This is a genomic window from Mesorhizobium sp. Cs1299R1N3, assembly GCF_037179625.1.
In the GTDB taxonomy this organism is placed as follows: Bacteria; Pseudomonadota; Alphaproteobacteria; order Rhizobiales; family Rhizobiaceae; genus Mesorhizobium; species Mesorhizobium salmacidum.
In genome coordinates, this window is record NZ_JAPYKQ010000011.1 from 138298 (window position 1) to 155940 (window position 17643).

Annotated in this window: 13 protein-coding genes and 1 pseudogene; 10 read left to right on the plus strand and 4 right to left on the minus strand. The window is 63.6% G+C overall.

Going from position 1 to position 17643, the window contains the following annotated elements:
* Positions 1-35: 35 nt before the first annotated feature.
* The 10 genes from bglB to O7B34_RS22370 all read left to right on the plus strand — a co-directional run bounded on the left by bglB (position 36) and on the right by O7B34_RS22370 (position 13093).
* Positions 36-1136, plus strand: a complete 1101-nt coding sequence (bglB, locus tag O7B34_RS22325; protein WP_337148133.1) for a beta-galactosidase BglB — start codon at positions 36-38, stop codon at positions 1134-1136.
* Positions 1133-1966, plus strand: coding sequence for a 5-dehydro-4-deoxy-D-glucuronate isomerase (gene kduI, locus O7B34_RS22330; RefSeq protein WP_337148134.1), 834 nt, complete (start codon positions 1133-1135; stop codon positions 1964-1966). The genes bglB and kduI overlap by 4 nt, the downstream gene beginning before the upstream one ends.
* Entirely contained in the window at positions 1963-4482 is a 2520-nt protein-coding gene (locus tag O7B34_RS22335; protein WP_442920993.1) for a hypothetical protein, read from the plus strand. The genes kduI and O7B34_RS22335 overlap by 4 nt, the downstream gene beginning before the upstream one ends.
* 84 nt (positions 4483-4566) lie before the next feature.
* Positions 4567-5835, plus strand: coding sequence for an ABC transporter substrate-binding protein (locus tag O7B34_RS22340; RefSeq protein ID WP_337148135.1), 1269 nt, complete (start codon positions 4567-4569; stop codon positions 5833-5835).
* Between the two features lie 14 nt (positions 5836-5849).
* Positions 5850-6854: a carbohydrate ABC transporter permease gene (locus tag O7B34_RS22345; protein WP_337148136.1), complete on the plus strand. Its 1005-nt coding sequence runs from the start codon at positions 5850-5852 to the stop codon at positions 6852-6854.
* Positions 6851-7903: a carbohydrate ABC transporter permease gene (locus O7B34_RS22350; RefSeq protein ID WP_337148137.1), complete on the plus strand. Its 1053-nt coding sequence runs from the start codon at positions 6851-6853 to the stop codon at positions 7901-7903. Before O7B34_RS22345 ends, O7B34_RS22350 begins: the two co-directional genes overlap by 4 nt.
* 7 nt (positions 7904-7910) lie before the next feature.
* Complete coding sequence (locus O7B34_RS22355) at positions 7911-8999, plus strand: ABC transporter ATP-binding protein (RefSeq protein ID WP_337148138.1); 1089 nt, start codon at positions 7911-7913, stop codon at positions 8997-8999.
* Between the two features lie 935 nt (positions 9000-9934).
* Complete coding sequence (locus O7B34_RS22360; RefSeq protein WP_337148139.1) at positions 9935-11512, plus strand: HD domain-containing phosphohydrolase; 1578 nt, start codon at positions 9935-9937, stop codon at positions 11510-11512.
* A gap of 90 nt (positions 11513-11602) precedes the next feature.
* Entirely contained in the window at positions 11603-11875 is a 273-nt protein-coding gene (locus O7B34_RS22365) for a hypothetical protein (protein ID WP_337148140.1), read from the plus strand.
* An 84-nt stretch (positions 11876-11959) separates the two neighbouring features.
* Complete coding sequence (locus O7B34_RS22370) at positions 11960-13093, plus strand: substrate-binding protein (RefSeq protein WP_337148141.1); 1134 nt, start codon at positions 11960-11962, stop codon at positions 13091-13093.
* 258 nt (positions 13094-13351) lie between these two features.
* Here the strand turns inward: O7B34_RS22370 and O7B34_RS22375 are convergent.
* The 4 genes and pseudogenes from O7B34_RS22375 to O7B34_RS22390 form a co-directional block, all read right to left on the minus strand.
* Positions 13352-13435, minus strand: a pseudogene (locus O7B34_RS22375) (carbohydrate ABC transporter permease); the annotation flags it as partial.
* Between the two features lie 181 nt (positions 13436-13616).
* Positions 13617-15758 (minus strand): beta-galactosidase, encoded by a 2142-nt coding sequence (locus O7B34_RS22380; protein ID WP_337148142.1) that lies wholly within the window; start codon positions 15756-15758, stop codon positions 13617-13619.
* A 24-nt stretch (positions 15759-15782) separates the two neighbouring features.
* The gene (locus tag O7B34_RS22385; RefSeq protein WP_337148143.1) at positions 15783-16685 is read right to left on the minus strand and encodes a carbohydrate ABC transporter permease; all 903 of its coding nucleotides are present in this window, start codon (positions 16683-16685) and stop codon (positions 15783-15785) included.
* Positions 16685-17611, minus strand: a complete 927-nt coding sequence (locus O7B34_RS22390; RefSeq protein WP_337148144.1) for a carbohydrate ABC transporter permease — start codon at positions 17609-17611, stop codon at positions 16685-16687. The genes O7B34_RS22385 and O7B34_RS22390 overlap by 1 nt, the downstream gene beginning before the upstream one ends.
* Positions 17612-17643 lie beyond the last annotated feature (32 nt).

The window sequence follows — 17643 nt, forward strand, 5'->3', positions numbered from 1 at the left end:
AATGTTCTGACAGAAGCGGAAAACCCGGAGGAGTGATGCCGCTATCATCCGAACACCTGAATTCAGCGCTTGCCAGCCTTGTCGCCGGTATGACCGGCCTGCGCCATGACGGGCGGTTCGATGAGCCGAATCTCGACGGGACGCCGGGCGACTATGTCAGCTTCGACAGCTGGGAATGGCCGCAGGGCGTCGGGCTTTACGGGCTGGTCCGGTTGTGGGCGCAGACCGGCGACGAGCGGCTGCTGCAGACGATCGAGGCCTGGTACGATCGTCATATTGCAGCCGGCCTGCCGGCGATGAATGTCAACACCACCGCGCCATTGCTGGGCCTCAGCGAATTGTGGCGGCGCCGGCGCCAGCCGCGCTACGAACCAGTCTTGCGTGACTGGGCCGAAAGGGTGGTCGCCGCCATGCCGCGGGCACCGGAAGGCGGCTTCCAGCACAATGTTTCGGACCGGGTCAACGACGACGAATTGTGGGACGACACGCTGTTCATGGTGGCGTTGTTTCTCGCTTCGTATGGCCAGGCCTCCGGTGATCGCCGCCTCATTGACGAGGCGGAACGGCAGTTCCTCGTCCACGCCCGCTATCTCGCCGACCCGGCTTCCGGACTGTGGTTCCATGGCTGGACGTTCGACGGCCGGCACAATTTTGCCCGCGCCCGCTGGGCCAGAGGCAATGCCTGGATCACCGTGGGCATCCTCGACCTGGTCGAGTTCGCCGAGATTGCGCCTTCGGTGCGGGCCTATTTGCTCGGCGTGCTGGAGACGCAGATCGAGGCCTTGCTCAAACTGCAGACGGATTCGGGCGCATGGCGCACGCTGCTTGACGACCCCAGCTCCTATGAAGAGATCTCCGCCACCGCCGGTTTCGGCTATGGGCTGATGAAGGCTGCACGGATTGGCATCGGCCCGGCTGCATGTCGTGCCGCCGGCCTGCGCGCACTCGAAGCGGTGGTAGCCAATATCGACGACAAGGGCGTGGTGGCGAACGTGTCCTACGGCACGCGCATGGGCCACGACCTGCAATTTTATCGCGACATCCCGATCCAGCCGACCGGCTACGGCCAGGCGCTGGCCATACTGTGTCTGACCGAAGGCTCGCGGCATCTGCAGGCAAAGGTGGAGGCGGCATGATGCGGACGATCTACGGCGCATCGCCCGGCGATATTGCCGGCATGGACACGGAGCGGCTACGGACCGAATTTCTGGTCGATGGTCTGTTCCGGCCCGGCGCGATCGAATTCGTCTACACCCATATCGACCGCATGATCGTCGGCGGCGCGGTGCCGCTGGCCAATCCGCTGGTGTTCGGCAACGGGGCGGATGTCGGCACCGAGTTGTTCTTCACCGCGCGCGAGATGGGCATCGCCAATCTCGGCTGCAGCGGTGCTGTCACTGTCGATGGCACGCGTTTCGCCGCCGCCAATCGCGATGTCGTCTACGTCGGACGCGGTGCGCGCGAATTGGCGCTGGAAAGTGACGATCCGGAGAGGCCGGCGCACTTCTACATGAATTCCGTGCCAGCCGGCGCCGACATACCGCATCGTCTCATAGCCAAGAGCGAAGCCAAGCCGCTGGTGCTGGGCGAGGAGGCGCGCGCCAGCAAGCGCACGCTGCGCATGTATATCCATCCCGAAGTGGCGCCGTCCTGCCTCTTGCTGATGGGCATCACCGACCTCGCGCCCGGCAGCGTGTGGAACACGATGCCGCCTCACCTGCACGAACGGCGCATGGAGGCCTATTGCTATTTCGACCTCGCAGCAGTGGACCGCGTGGTCCACCTGATGGGCCGGCCGGACAATACCAGGCATCTGATGGTCGCCGACGGTGACGTCGTGCTGTCGCCGGCCTGGTCTATCCATATGGGCGCCGGCACCGGCCCCTATGCCTTCGTCTGGGGCATGACCGGCGAGAACCAGGCCTACACCGATGTCGACCCCGTTGCCGTGAAGGATTTGCGATGAGCGAGGCCGCCCCGACCATGCAAGCCGACTTTGCGTTGCGCCGGCTGGTCGCGTCGGGTCAGCCGATCGTCTACTGGCGGCTGGGCTCAATCGCCGAGCAGCGCTACGACGTCGCCGACCAGCCGATGAAGGGGGAGATGGATCCCTTCTTCTTCCTGACCAAGCACAAGAATTTCATCCCGCATGAATATCCGTGCCGCACCGAGTTCGCAGCCGAGCGCCGCGGCAAGCGTCCTCAAATCACAGCCGAGTTCGGCGCCGCCCGCATCTGGCTGCCCTTTGCCTCGCCGCGCGTCGATTTGTCGGGCTTCTGGTTCCGGCCGACCGTGCTGGGCACCTGGGCCGAGACGATCATCGAGGCGACATCAGCCGGCGAGGCGCACCTGCGGCTGCGCACATGCGGCGGCGGCGTCCTCTTCGTCAATGGCGGCGAGGCCGGATGGATGGCGCCCTATGGCCGCAATCTGGAAAGCGCGGAGGATTTTCGCATCGCGCTGAAGGCCGGCCGCAACACCATCCGCATCTGGTTCGACGATCTCGCCGAACGCGACGCCCGTTACTATTTCCAGCTCGACTATCTCTCAGGTCCGGCAATCTGTATCGCACTGCCGATCGAGGTCGAGGGCGGCGTCGCCAACGCGATGGAGGCAGCCCTCGACGACATGCATTTCGAGCGCCCTGCTTATGATGGCGGCCAGGTGGCGCTGGTCACCGGCTTGGCCTTGCCGCGCGACGCAATAGTCGCGATCGAGATCGAGGGCGATTTCATGTCTATCGAGGCGCCGGTGCGCTTCGGCTTCGATCTGCCCAAAGGGCAAACGCGGCTGCCGATCGCTAACACCGAGCAGCTGCCCGCCGACTTTCGCCATTTCAAGGTGACGATGACGGTCGGCGACTACAGCGCATCGCGTGTGTTCGGCGTTGAGATTTGTCATGCGCGCCGGCAGGGCGACGCGCCGGCAACGATCGCCGCACGGATCGACGAGGCGCTGGGCGAAGTCGCGGGTCACGCCGAGGCCGATACGGTGCGCGCGCTGGCGCGTCTGGCGATCGGGCAGGCGGGTGTGGAGACCGACGCCATGATCTCCGGCGCGTTGCCGGCGATCGAGGATTGTCACGATTGCGCTGACTTTATCCTGGTGCCGTTGCTGTGGTGCCGTGGGGTCTATGGCGACCGGCTGGCGGCGGACCTGCGTGGGCGCGTCGACAAGGCCATTCTCGGCTATCGCTACTGGATGGACGAGCCCGGCAACGATGTGCAGTGGTATTTTTCCGAGAACCACGCACTGCTCTTCCACACCGCCGCCTATATCGCCGGCGGGCTGCTGCCTGAAGCGAGCTTCGTGCGCTCTGGCCGTCTTGGCCGCGAGCAGTCGGCTGTGGGAGCGGCGCGGGTGCGGGCTTGGCTCGACCATTTCGAGGCATGGGAGATGGCCGAGTTCAACTCGGCGCCCTATTTCCCGATCGACCTCAAGGGCCTGTGCGCGCTCTATGCACTCGCTCCGGACAAGGACATCGCCGAGCGTGCCTGCAAAGCCATCCTACGCCTGCTCGAGATCGTCGCCCGCTCGGCGCATCACGGCATGCTGACCGGCGCGCAAGGCCGCTCCTATGAGCACACGCTGCGCGCCGCGCGCTCGCTGGAGTTATCGGGCATCTGCCGCATGATCTGGGGCAAGGGCAATTACGGCATGCGCTTCCATGCGCTGCCGCAGCTGGCGCTCTGTCTTCGAGACCACGGCTTGAGCGTTCCCGCCGAGTTGGCGCCTATTGCCTCTCTCGCCGACGATACGGCGTGGGAATGGACTTTCGCCCAGGGACAGGACCGCTTCGCGCGGCTCTACCATCACAAGACGCGCAACCATGCGATGGGCAGCGCCGCCGGCTATCGCTGGAACCAGTGGGGCTATCAGGAGACCGTCATCCATGCCCGGCTGGGCAACAATGCGGATGCGCAGATCTGGATCAACCATCCGGGCGAAGTCTTGCAGTCCGGCTATGGCCGCCCGTCCTACTGGGGCGGCTCCGGCACCTTGCCGCGGGTCCACCAATACCGCGACCTCGCCGTCGTCAGCTTTGCCTGTTCGGACGAACAGCCCGACTTCACGCACGCCTGGTTCCCGGCCAGCGCCTTCGACGCCGTGCAGGTGGATGGCCGCCGCGCCTTCGCGCAATCGGGCAACGCCTTCGCCATGCTGAAGACGGATGTACCGTTGATCGAGGTCAAGGGCGGACCGACGGCCGGCAACGAATTGCGGGCGGCTGGGCGCAAGACGACCTGGATCGTCCGCCTCGGTGACCGGCATGCTGACCTGCCGTCGCTCGACGCCTGGGTCGCCGCCTTTGGAGAGCTGTCGGTTCAGTCGGGCGCCGATGGCGAACTGATCGTCGAGGACCCGCAATACGGTACCGTGCGTTTCCTTGCCGACGCGAAAGTGGTGGCTGAGGGACGGATACTTAATCCTGCCGTCTGGACCGTGCGCGGCGAGGCGACGCGCATGCAGCGCAGGGAATAGGAGGATCGCCGCGCCCCTCATGGGAGGAGGGTGTGGCGGCTTGGACCAACGGGGCGAGCCCCGGACAAAGGAGGAGACCACAGCATGAACAAGACCCGCACTTTGCTGGCCGCGCTATCGGTCAGCCTGCTCGCATCGACCAGCGCGTTTGCCGGCGACGTGCGCATCATGTGGTATTCGGACGGTGTCGAAGGCGACGTCATCCAGGACATTCTGAACCGCTTCATGAAGGACAATCCCGACATCCACATCACGCTCGACAATGTCGCCTACAAGGTGATCCAGGAGCAGCTGCCGATCCAGCTCGAAGCGGGCCAGGGGCCGGACATAGCCCGCGTCACCAACATCAAGGAGCTCGCCCAGCACTGGCTGGATCTCAGGCCACTGGTCGCCGACGCGAAATACTGGGACGACAATTTCGGCGACACGTTGGACTGGATGCGACCCGACGGCTCCAAGGCCATCACCGGCTTCATGACCCAGCTCACACTCACCGGCGGCTTTGCCAACAAGACGCTGTTCGAGCAGGCCGGCGTGGCGTTGCCGGGCGACAAGGCGACCTGGGACGACTGGATCAACGCTGCCGCCGAAGTTGCGAAGAGCCAGCAGCTGCCGGCAGCATTCGCTATCGACCGCTCGGGCCACCGAATTTCCGGAGCCAACGTTTCCTACGGCGCGAGCTATATCGGCGCCGACGGCAAGCCGGCGAAGGTCGACGACGGCACCAAGGCGTTTGTCGGCAAGCTGGTCGACTGGACCGCCAAGGGCTTGATGCTGAAGGACACCTGGGTGTCGGCGGCAGGCTCGACCTATCGCGCTGCAACGGACGACTTCATCAACGCCCAGATCCCATTCTATTATTCGGGCAGCTGGCAGGTCGCCAATCTGTCGACCAAGATCGGCGACAGTTTCGACTGGGTGGCAACCGGCTCGCCTTGCGGCACCGCGGGGTGTTCGGGCGTGAAAGGCGGCGCCGCACTCGTTGCCATCAAATACACCAAGAACCCCAAGGACGTGGCCAAGGTCATGGACTACCTGGCCAGTGAAGCCGTGGTGAAGGAGTTCAGCGAGCGCACGCTGTTCCTGCCGGCGCACAAGGGCGTTATCGCGAAGGGCGGGCTGAAGTGGGGTTCGGCCGACAAGAATGTCGGTCCGGCGCTCGACAAGTTTGTCCAGGCGGCGGGTGAGACCTTGCCGGCATCCGACGCGCTGCCGTCGTGGAAATGGGCCAATGCCTACTACGCCGCACTGGTGACCCGTGTCAGCCAGGTGATGGCCGGCGAACTTACCCTCGACACTGCCTGGGTCAAGATCGACCAGGATATCGCCGACAAGGTCGCCGCGGCCAAGTGAGCGCCGCTGCGACATTGAAGTCATGGACTGGCGCTCTGCTCGCGGCGCCGGTCTTCTGGCTGGCATCGATCGTCAACGTGCCGCTCAAGGCCTGGCAGCGCGCGACGGGCACCGGCGGCATGGCCGCCTTCTTCCTCGCCCCCAACATGGCGATCTTCGGCATCTTCGTGCTGGTGCCGCTGGTTATCAATTTTTTCTACTCGGCGACCTCGGGGACGGCTTATTTCCTGCAGGACCGCACCTATGTCGGACTGGAGCAGTATCAACGCCTGCTCGATTGCAGCAACTATCTCGATACCGCCACCTGCCGCGAGGACCTGTTCTGGAAGGCGGTGCACAACACCGGCCTGTTTGTCATCGTGCAGGTGGCGTTGTTGACCGTCGTGTCGATGGCAACCGCGCTGATCCTCAACCGCGAGATCGTCGGGCGTTCGTTCTGGCGCGCCGTGTTCTTCTTTCCGGTGCTGTTGTCGCCTGTCGTCACCGGCCTGATCTGGCGCTGGATCCTGCAACGCCAGGGACTGCTCAACCTGATCGTCCATGATCTGGGAGGTGAACCCTACAACTGGCTGACCGACAGCTTCTGGGCCTTCACTGCCGCGGTCAGCGTCTCCGTCTGGGCGCATATGGGCTTCTACACGCTCATCCTTCTTGCCGGCTTGCAGGCGATCCCACGCGACCTCTACGAGGCGGCCGAGATGGACGGCACCAGGCCGGCGCGGGTGTTCTGGCGCATCACGCTGCCGCTGCTGATGCCGAACCTGCTGGTCGTCATCGTGCTGGCGCTGATCCGCGCCGTGCAGATTTTCGACGAGGTCTATGTGCTGACCGGCGGCGGGCCGGGAACCTCTACACTCTACCTCACGCAGTACATCTATGAGATCGGCTTCGCCTCGCTGCTGCGCAATCCGGGGCTGGCTTCGGCGGCGTCCATCCTGATGGGGCTGGTGCTGGTCGTGCTGACCTTGGTGCAGCTGCAGGTGGGACGCCGGGGCGAACGCAAGGGGGCGCGGCAATGAGCGGCGTCGCGGCATTCCTGACCCGCCGGCGCGGCGGCCGTGCTTGGCACTGGACCGACATCGTGACCTGGCTTTGGCTCGTCGGTGGTCTCGTCATCATGTTCGGCCCGGCCGTCTGGCTGGTCGGCTCGTCGTTCAAGACGCCGGCGCAGCTCTCAGAGTTCCCGCCGACCATCCTGCCCTATGTCAGCCAGCAGGCGAGCGCCGAAGGTTACGACAAGCCACTGACCCTCTACACGGTGAAGCTGCCGGACGGCTCGAGCAAGGTGATGGCCGAGGTCCGCCGCATCGGCATCGTGGCGCAGATGATCGATCCCAAGGCGCCGAAGGACATCATCAAGGTCAATATTGCCGACCGGCAGCCGGTGCGCGAGATCGGCTTCGCGACGGAGAACTATACCGAACCCTTCGTCCATTTCGACTTCCTGCGCTATCTCCGCAATTCGGTTTTCGTCACTGCAATGGCGACGCTGATTACGCTGCTGACCAATTCGATGGCCGCCTTCGCTCTGTCGAAATACAAGTTCCGCGGCCGCGATTTCACCATGCTCCTGATCGTCGGCACGCTGATGGTGCCGCTGTCGGTCATCCTGGTGCCGCTCTATTCGGTGGTCAGCGCCTTTGGCCTGCTCGATTCGCTGTGGGGCGTCATCCTGCCGACGGTGGCCACACCAACCGGCGTGTTCCTGTTGCGCCAGTATATGCTCACCATCCCCGACGAACTGCTTGATGCGGCGCGCATGGACAATGCGTCGGAATGGCAGATCTACTGGCGCATCGTGTTGCCACTCGCGGCACCGGCGCTGGCGGTGCTGGCGATCTTCTCGGTGGTCTGGCGCTGGAACGACTTCCTGTGGCCGCTGGTGGTGCTGTCGCGCAAGGAGCTCTACACGCTCCAGGTCGGGCTCAATACTTATGCCGGCGAGCTCAATGTGCAGTGGCACTACATCCTGGCGATGACCGTGGTGACGATGATCCCCGTCGTGCTCGTTTTCGTTTTCCTGCAGCGCTACATCACCTCCGGCATTGCCGGCACCGGACTGAAGTGAGGGCACCATGGGACGGATAACCCTGACCAACATCGATCGCGCCTATGGCAAGGTGAAGATCCTGCACGACATCAGTCTAGATGTCGGCGACGGTGAGATGCTGGTGCTTGTCGGCCCGTCGGGCTGCGGCAAGTCCACGCTGCTGCGGCTGATTGCCGGGCTCGACCAACCGACCGGCGGCAAGATCGAGATCGACGGCGCCGACGTCACCGAGGTCTCGGCCGCGCAGCGCGGGCTTGCCATGGTGTTTCAGTCCTATGCGCTCTACCCACATATGAGCGTGCGCCAGAACCTTGCCTTTGGGCTCGAAAACATCCGCATGCCGAAAGCCGAGATCGACCGGCGCATCGCGGAAGCGGCGCGCATGCTGGAAATCGCGGCCTATCTCGACCGCAGGCCAGGGCAGCTCTCCGGCGGCCAGAAGCAGCGCGTGGCGATCGGCCGGGCAGTGGTGCGCAATCCGACCGCCTTCCTGCTCGACGAACCGCTGTCCAACCTCGACGCCGAACTGCGCATCTCGACGCGCGCCGAACTGGCGGCCCTGCACAAGCGGCTGGCAACCACGATGATCTATGTCACCCATGACCAGGTCGAGGCGATGACGCTCGCCGATCGCATCGTGGTGATGCGCGCCGGCAAGATCGAGCAGGTCGGCCGGCCGCTCGATCTCTACAATGCGCCGGCCAATCTGTTCGTTGCCGGCTTCATCGGCGCGCCGCGCATGAACCTGTTGCCGGTCAAGGTGCGTTCCGCTAGCGGCAGCGAAGTGCATGTCGACGGCTCGGGTGGGCTTTCGGCCACGATTGCCGTCAATGGCGCTACGCTGAAGCCGGGAGACGGTGCGACGCTCGGCATCCGGCCGCATGACATCGAGCTATCGGATGACGGCAAGGGTGCGGTGGAAGCACACGTCACGCTGGCCGAGGCGCTGGGGCCGGAAACCGTCGTCCATGCCACCATTGCCGGCGACAACAAGCTCGTCGCCGTGCTGAAGCGGCAAGGCGTCGAGACACGAGGCGCGCCGCTCAGCCTCGCTCTGCCGCCGGAGCGGATGCATCTTTTCGATGCCGCCGGGCTGCGCGTCGCCTCGCGCTAGACGGCAAGGTGGCGCTGGGCTACTGCGGCACGCATGGCCGGCGTTTCGACATGGCCGCTGTCCGGCTCCCGGTGCCGCGGCGACGAGGAGCGCATGCATTGGTCTTTTCCGAAAAAAGCGGGCAAGCCACTTTCCGGCGCTACGCAGAGGGGCCCTGGAGGTGCGGAACTGGCATGCCGCAGATCGAGCCGCACTCGGGGATACGCCATTATAGGGCACTGAACCGCCGCCCACGTCGCGGGATCATACGGAACAATACGGGAAACTTTCTGATTTTGGCCCACGAAAAAGTCAATGAAATCAATATTCCTGATACATCACCCCAAGAGCGGCGCTCAAACCGTGGGATAGAATACTTCTTGCTCGAATGTTATTCCTCCTGCCGGTCGTTCGGTTCGCCAGACCGTACGAGACGATACGAGGGATATGGGTTGGCTAACCATCCTGTAAGCCATTGACTTTCCTTGGAAGTCACATACCCTCCGGGCCCACCAAAATTCACCTATAACTATTTGATTTTAATATATTTTTTCTAAGAGGCCCACAACGTGGACTCGAACCCCCACCGCCGAGAAGAATCATCTGGTCCGCAATCGGGCCTCGGCCGACCACCGCTGATGCCGAGGGGCAGGCTACATTCCGCCTGGCCCGGAGCATGTTGGGCTGCAATCAGCTGGGTCGAGCTGATGCAAATTGGAAGACCGTCGCCATGAGGCAACCAGCGCGGACGGCGTCTTATTGATCGGGAGCAATTTGAGCACCAACTGGCGAGAAATGGCCGCAGGCCTTGAATCGCCCGATCAGGCGGGCTGTCGACCAGCCAATAAGAGCGGCTGATGGGCTGAAGTGATATCGCCCCGGCAACTCGGCCTTGTCGCGCTTTTTCCTAGGTATTAGCGGCTCGCGGGGCTAACGTGCCCAGGGGGAGGTCGTCGATGACAAAGGTTTCGATCCGCCGGGCGGACTTCATGATGGTCCTCGCCTACGCTTCGGATCTCGCCACCGGCCATTCGCGCGATTTCGCGCTGAAATCCTGCGTGCTTGCGATGCGTATCGCCGAGCTTGCCGGCCTTTCGGAGAACGTCCGGCGCAATGCCTACCACCAGTCGATGCTGCGGTATGTCGGCTGCAATGCCGACACTGACCTTCTGTCGGCCACTTTCGGCGACGAAATCGCGCTTCGCCAGGACCTTGTCGGTCTGGACATGGGCAACCGCGCCGAACTGGGCAGGGTCTTCGTCCAGGCCTTCAAGCGGCTCTATTATGATCTTGACCCCGACGCGCAGGCCAAGGCGATCGAGTCCGCGATGTCGCAGGCGCTCGCGGTGGCCCGCCCGGTGCTCACCGCCCATTGCGAGGTCGCGCAGCGGATCGGCGAGCGGCTCGGCCTGTCCGACGAGATACGGCGCAACCTTGGACAGATATACGAACGCTGGGACGGCAAGGGCCTGCCGCGTGGGCTGAGCGGCGAAGATGTCTTGCCCGCCGTGCGCCTGATTACATTGGCACAGGATGTCATTGCCCTCAGCGACGCCGTCGGCATTGATGCGATGGCCGAAACCATCGCCAGTCGCGGCGACGGCCCCTACGAAGCCGAGCTGGCCCGGCTCGTCTCCACCAACGCGCCCGCGCTGATGGAGGGCATCGGCGCGACAGTCGACCGTGAGACTATTTTGGCACTGGAGCCAGATCCGCCGGTGATGCTGGACGAGGCGGCTTGCGACGAGGCTTTCCTCGCCATCGCCGACATGATCGACATGCGCATGCCATTCACGCAGGGCCACTCGCGGATGGTGGCGGAACTGGCCGAGGGCGCGGGGGCAAGGGCAGGGCTGCCGGCCCCTGACGTCCGCGCGCTGCGCTGGTCGGGCTGTATCCATGACATTGGCGAACTGGTGGTGCCGGTGGCTACCTGGATGCGCAATGGTCCGCTGTCGGTTCGCGAGCGCGACGCGGCGCAACTGCACGCTTATTATGGCGAGCGGGCACTGGCCTCCTTCGGCCGCGACGGCGATGCAATGGCCGGGTTTGTGCTGCGCCATCACGAACGCCTCGACGGCTCGGGCTATCATCGCAAGGTCGGCGGCTCCGACCTATCGCCGGCGGCGAGGATCCTGGCTGCGGCCGAAGCGTTCCAGACGTCGCGGGAGGAGCGCCCTCATCGCAAGGCGCTGTCCAGCGAGGCGGCGGCGGCGCAGCTGCGTGCCGCCGTTCGCGATGGCTGTATCTGCCCCGACGCCGCAGAGGCCGTGTTGTCGTTTGCCGGACAGCCGTCGCGACGGCCCCGCTCGCGGTCTCTGGCCGGCATGACGCCGCGCGAGATCGAGGTGCTGCGCCTGATCGCCGCTGGCCTGACCGCGAAGGAGGCGGCGCGCAAGCTCGATATCGCACCCAAGACCGCGGACAACCATATCCAGAGCGTCTATTCCAAGATCGGCGTAACCACCCGTGCCGCCGCGGCGCTCTACGCGGTCGAGCACGGTCTTATCCGACCGGGCGAAACAAAGGCATAGGGAAAACACCCCATGTGCGCCCGCCGCGAGGCGCGCATTGTGATCCTGTCGACGGACCAATGGTGGCCGCGACCGACAGGAGGAAATCAGATGCTTCTCGCAACGACGAAGGTCGCGGACGTCGACCGGTTCATCCGCATCTTTTCGACCAAAGGCGCCGACAAGCGCCGGCTGCACGGCTCGAATGGCGCAGCCGTATTCCGGGACCCCAGCGAGGCCGACCGCATCTGGGCGATATTCGACTGGGATGCAGAGGGCTGGAAGAATTTCGTCTCGGACCCCGAAGTGCCGGCGATCCTGCAGGAAGCCGGCCATGTCGGTAAGCCGCAGGCGGCACTGCTGCTCGGCCACTACGAGGCTTGAACGGCGCTGCGCGCCGCCTGCTATCGGCGGCGGCGCGCCCGGCGAAGACCCGGAGATGAAACCCCACAATATCGGAGAGATCAGATGAACCTGAATCCCATCAAGATCGGCCTCATCGCCGAACTCACCGGCCCATTGTCCTTCATGGGCATTGCCAACGCCAATCTCACAACCATGCTTGTCGACGATATCAACGCCTGCGGCGGCCTCCTCGGCCGGCCGGTGAAGCTCATCATCGAGGATGGCGAGACCACCGACAGCGCCGCCAAGACATGCGCCGCCAAACTTGTGGATGTCGACAAAGTCGACCTGGTCGTCGGCGGCATCTACAGCTCAACCCGCCTGGCCATCAAGAGCGAGGCCGTCACACGCGGCAAGACGCTCTACATCTACACCGAGCAGTATGAGGGACAGGAGAACGACCCCTTGATCTTCTGCACGGGTCCGGTGCCCGCGCAGCAGGTCGAGCCACTGATACCTTGGCTGATGAAGACCACAGGGGCGAAAAGCTTCTATCTGCCGTCGGCCGACTACATCTGGCCCTACATTCTGAACAAGGCGGCAAGCCGGGTGGTGCGCGCCAATGGCGGCGAGATCGTCGGCGAGGAGTATTTCCCGCTGGATACCGTCGACTTCCGGCGCACGGTGCAGCAGATCATGGCCAGCGGCGCCGACGTCGTGTTCAACACGATCGTTCCGCCGGGGCTGACGCCGTTCCTCGATGAGTTGGATAAGGCCGGATTCGGTAAACGCGGTGGCAAGATCGTCTGCACCTATTTTGATGAGAACTTTCTCAACCTCGTCCCGTCCGAGCAGATCGAGGGACTCTACAGCTGCCTCGATTACTACCAGGAACTCGACGATCCATATGGCCGCTCGCTTTTGGGTCGCTACACCGAGCGTTTTCCCGGCAGCGCTATGTTGACCGCAGGCAGCGGCTGCACCGGCCACTTCAGGGCGATCAAGATGTGGGAAGCAGCAGTGAACGAAGCCGGTACGCTTGAGCAGGGCGCCGTCATCCGGGCGCTCGATCATGCGCGGATCAATCAGGGGCCAGGCGGACCGGCCGAAATGGTTCCCGGTCAGCACCATGTTCGCATGAACATGTACATCGCGCAGGCGGAGCGCGGTCGCTTCCGGGTCGTCCGGAAGCTTGGCCCGATCGATCCGAACGAGCGTGTGCTCACCGGCGAACTCCAACCCACCACCGCGGACTGATTGGCGGCATTCCGATGTGTGCAAGTGGCGGGGCGGCTAGATACGGTCCTCCACTGATATTCCAGCGCCGGCGGCAGCGGCGTGCGAAAGGGCGGTCTTGACCCATGCCAGGCCTGATGGCGACGGCTCAGGAATGGCCGCTTTGCGCCTGATGTCGGCTGTTGAGATCAAATTCGCCGTTTCCTCAAGCAGCTGTTCGGCTTGGGCGACATGATGTCCGGGATCGGTCCAAAGCGGACACGGATCCGTAACTTCCCACCCCTTTACCGCGCAAGCCGTCATGCCCGCGACGATCTGCCGGTTGAAGAACAGGTAGACGATCAGCGGCGGGATGGTGATCAGAGGATGTTCACGAAACAAGCGCTTCGACTATTTCGACAAACAACACGCCCGAAGCGGTCTTTTGTTGGAGGGATTCGTCGCTTTCGAGGTTTGAGTGTTGCCAGGGAGCTGGGTCCGCATGTGCCAGGCGACGTGGCAATAATGGGTCACGACAATACAGCCTTTGCGATCTCAGTATCGCCTAGTCGAGTTCGATGATGCTGCAGCCATAGCCGGGAAGCCTCATTCGGCCTGCCTTCACCTGCGCGTCGCCGAGCAAATCCTTGCCCGCGGGGACATTGCCGATGCTTGCCGGCTCGCCCAGCGTGTTGAGGATGAACAGCAGGCGGCGGTCCTTGCTTTCGCGGATCGTCGCCTCGACGCCGGCCGGCATGTCGGCGATGAGCGGCACGATACCGGCGGGCGCCAGCACTTGATCGGCCAGCACCTCGACCAGAGCATCGCTGAGATACGTGCCCAGGTAGATGACATTGCCGTTGCCGACTTTGCGCGAAGTCATCGCGGCCTGGCCCTCGGCGAAGCGGCTGGCCCAGCGGCCGATGACCTCGGTGCCCGGCGCCACCTTCAGCAGCTCATAGAGATGCGCCGCCGTCACCTGCGCATTGCCGATCTTGAGCTCGTATTGGCGGCTCGCCGATGTCGCCGGCAGCTTCTTGCGCACCGTGTTGGCGCCGAAGCGGCCGCCATGCTCGAACAGGCCGTCGCCGCCGATCGGCGTCAGCAACCCGAACTCCTCGACCGTGATTCCGGCCAGCGCCGAGAGCCTCTTGCCCGGCGAGGTGTCGCGGATGACGTGGTTGTTAACGTCGCGTGATCCGGTGCGGCCGCCCAGGATTACCGTTCCACCCGCCTTGGCGAAGGCCTCGATCCGCGCCGTCCACGCGTCGGTCCATTTCAGCCAATGCGGCACGTAGAGCGCCTTGAGCTTGCTGAGATCATCCTCGGGATGGATGAAGCCGCAGGCGATGTTGTGGCGGTAACAATAGCGGTGCAGCAGCGTCGCATCGTCCTGCGGGCTCGGCATGCCGATTGGGTAGGAGCGGTGCATCTCCTGATTGTCGAAATCTGATCCGGCGATGCCCAAATCCATGCGCACATGCGTGCCGAGGATCTTGTCCTTGAGCGCCGTGACCTCACCCGCAAACTGCTTGGCCTCGTCATAGCGCCGCCGCGGGATGTCGTCGTGATCGATGATGCCCATCCAATAGATCTCGGCGCCGAAATGCGCCGGCCGCCAGCGGAAGAACATCACGCCATCGGCGCCGCGCGCCGCTGACGTATAGGCCATGCGGCGCATCTCGCCGGGTTCGGGCGTCAGCGTAGAGATGTTCGGCTGCGCACCGAAGCCCGATTGCTGCTCGGGCACGATGAAGTTGCCGGTGAAGCCGCGGCAGATGTCGAGATGCAGCGCCTGTACCTCGCCGACGCCGCCGACCCGCTGCATCTCGTCATAGAGATGCGGGTAGATGTCGAAGCCGAGAAAATCGAGATCGGTCGAGAACTCGCCGCGGAAGTCGATGTCGTCGATCCGTCCCAGATTGTGGAAGACGAACCAGTCTGGATTGGTGGCGCGCAGGATCAGCACCTGATCGTGCTGGAACCGCGCCGTGACGAAGGCGAGGAAGCGGTGATAGTCGACCACATGGGTCGGCCCGACCGGGGCAGGGGCGTAGTCGAGCGGCAGCACCACTTGATCGAAATCGCCGTAGGCGGTGGCCCAGAAATGCCCGCCCCACGCATCGTTGAGCGCGGCGATGGTCTTGTACTTGTCCTTGAGGAAGGCCTGGAACTCGGCCAGAGTCACCGGACCGTAGGACAGTGATCCAGAGGTATTGAACTCATTGTCCGTCTGCCAGCCGATGATGTGCGAATTGCCGCGATAATGCTGGGCCATCGCTTTAGTGATGCGCTTCGAATGCTCGCGGAACACTCCGCTCGCAAGATTGGCGTGCTGGCGCGAGCCATGGCTCATGGCGCGGCCATTGGCATCGACGCGCAACACTTCGGGATAACGTGCCGTCAGCCAACGCGGCGGCGTCGCCGTCGGCGTGCACATGATGGTCTTGATGCCAGCCTTGGCCAGCACATCTATGGCGCGGTCGAACAAGTCGAAGTCGAACGTCCCCTCATGCGGCTCGATAATATGCCAGGCGAATTCCGCAAGTCGCACCGCGTTGAAGCCCGCGGCTGCCATGCGGTCGGCGTCGCGCTGCCAATAGCTCTCATCGACATGCTCCGGGTAATGCGGGGTACCGACGAGGAAAGTGTCGGTTGCGATCGGCCGCCAGACAGAGAGCGGCGCGGATTTCGAGGCAGTCGTCATAGTCGGAAAACTCCAGGCGATAGTCTATTTGATGGCGCCGGCGGTGAGGCCGCCCTGCCAGAACCGCTGCAGCAGCAGGAACACCACGATGACCGGGATGATGCTGACCAGCGCGCCGGTGATGATGATCGAGAAGAGCACCTGTCCGCCGCCACCGCCCTGCTGCGCGAGCTGATACCAGGTCGCAAGGCCCACCGTGATCGGCTGATACTCCGGCGTGCGCAGCACGATCAGCGGCAGGAAGTAATTGTTCCAGGTCCCGACGAACGAGAGTAGCGCCACGGTCACCATGCCCGGCGCCACCAGCCGCAGCACGATGGCGCGGAAGATCACGAACTCGCCGGCGCCATCCATACGCGCTGCGTCGAGCAGTTCGTCGTCGACGCCCTGCTCGATATAGACGCGCATCAGATAGACGCCGATAGGCGAGATCATCGAGGGCAGGATCACGCCCAGCGGATTGTCGCTGAGTCCCGAAAGCGCCAGCAGCAGGAAGGTCGGCACGACGAGGGCTGTCTGCGGGATCATCACAGCGCCCAAGACCAGTGCAAACAGCAGATTGCGGCCGACGAATTTGAATTTGGCTAACGCATACCCTGCCGCGGTAGCCAAGATCGCGGCGCCGAGCCCGGCGACGGTCGAATAGAGCAGGCTGTTGAACATCCAGCGCATGAAGACGCCGTTGTCGCGCGCCAGAAGATCGCTCAGATTCTGCCAGAAGTTGAACTCGGTGCCGAAGCCGAAGCCGAACGTGGTGAACAGGTCGCCATTCGTCTTCGTTGCCGATAGGACCAGATAGACCAGCGGCATGAAGCTGTAGAGGAGGAACAGTGACAGCAGCAGCGTGAGCATGGTCCGCGAGCGCCGCTGCTCGCCGGGTCGGCGCCTGGCAGCTTCGAAAGTGGCGATGTCGGTGGTCGCAGTCATCATTGCTCCGGCCGACGGCGGTTGGCGATCAGGGTGAAGATGTAGGAGGCCCCGGCGATCACGATGCCAAGCACGAACGAGACGGCGGCCGCATAGCCATACTGCTGGTTCGAAGTCGCCAGCGAATAGGCATAGAGGTTCGGCGTGTAGCTCGAATTGATGGTGTTTCTGGCGAGAGCGCGCATCAAATACGGCTCATTGAACAGCTGCAGTGTGCCGTTGATCGAAAAGATGATGGTGAGCAGGATCGCCGGCCACAGCAGCGGCAGTTGGATCATCCGCGCAAATTGCCAGGGCGAGGCGCCATCGACCCGCGCGGCCTCGGCGAGGTCCGAAGGGATCGCCTTCAGCGCGGCGTAGTAGATCACCATATTGTAGCCGACATATTCCCACGTCACGATATTGGCCAATGAGAAGATCATCGCGCCCGGCGACAGGAAGTCCGGCGGCGGCAGGTTGAACGCCTCGGCCATCTGCGTGAACGGGCCGAAGGTGGGGCCGTAGAGATAACCCCAGATGATCGTCGCGATCACGCTCGGCACGGCGTAGGGGAGGAAGAAGCCGAGCCGGAAGAGGCCCTTGGCATAGACCTGGCCACGATCGAGCACGATGGCGAACAACAGCGCCAGGCCCAGCATGATCGGCACCTGCACGATGCCGAACAAAACGAGGTTCCACACGCCGCCCCAGAATTTGGCGTCTCCCATGACCTTGATGTAGCTGGCTGCACCCGCGAATTGCCGTCCGCCCACCAGCGTGTCGCGGTAGAGGCTCATATAGAACGCATAAACCAGCGGCGCGACGATAAAGGCGACAAACAGCAGCACGAAGGGTGCCAGGAACAGATAGGGCGCGAGCTTTCGTGACGTAAAACCGCGCGATCGCGCTGGGCGCGTCGCTGCGGCTGGCGAATTCGACAATGCCATGGTCCCCCGTCCGGCAAGATGAAGAGATCGGG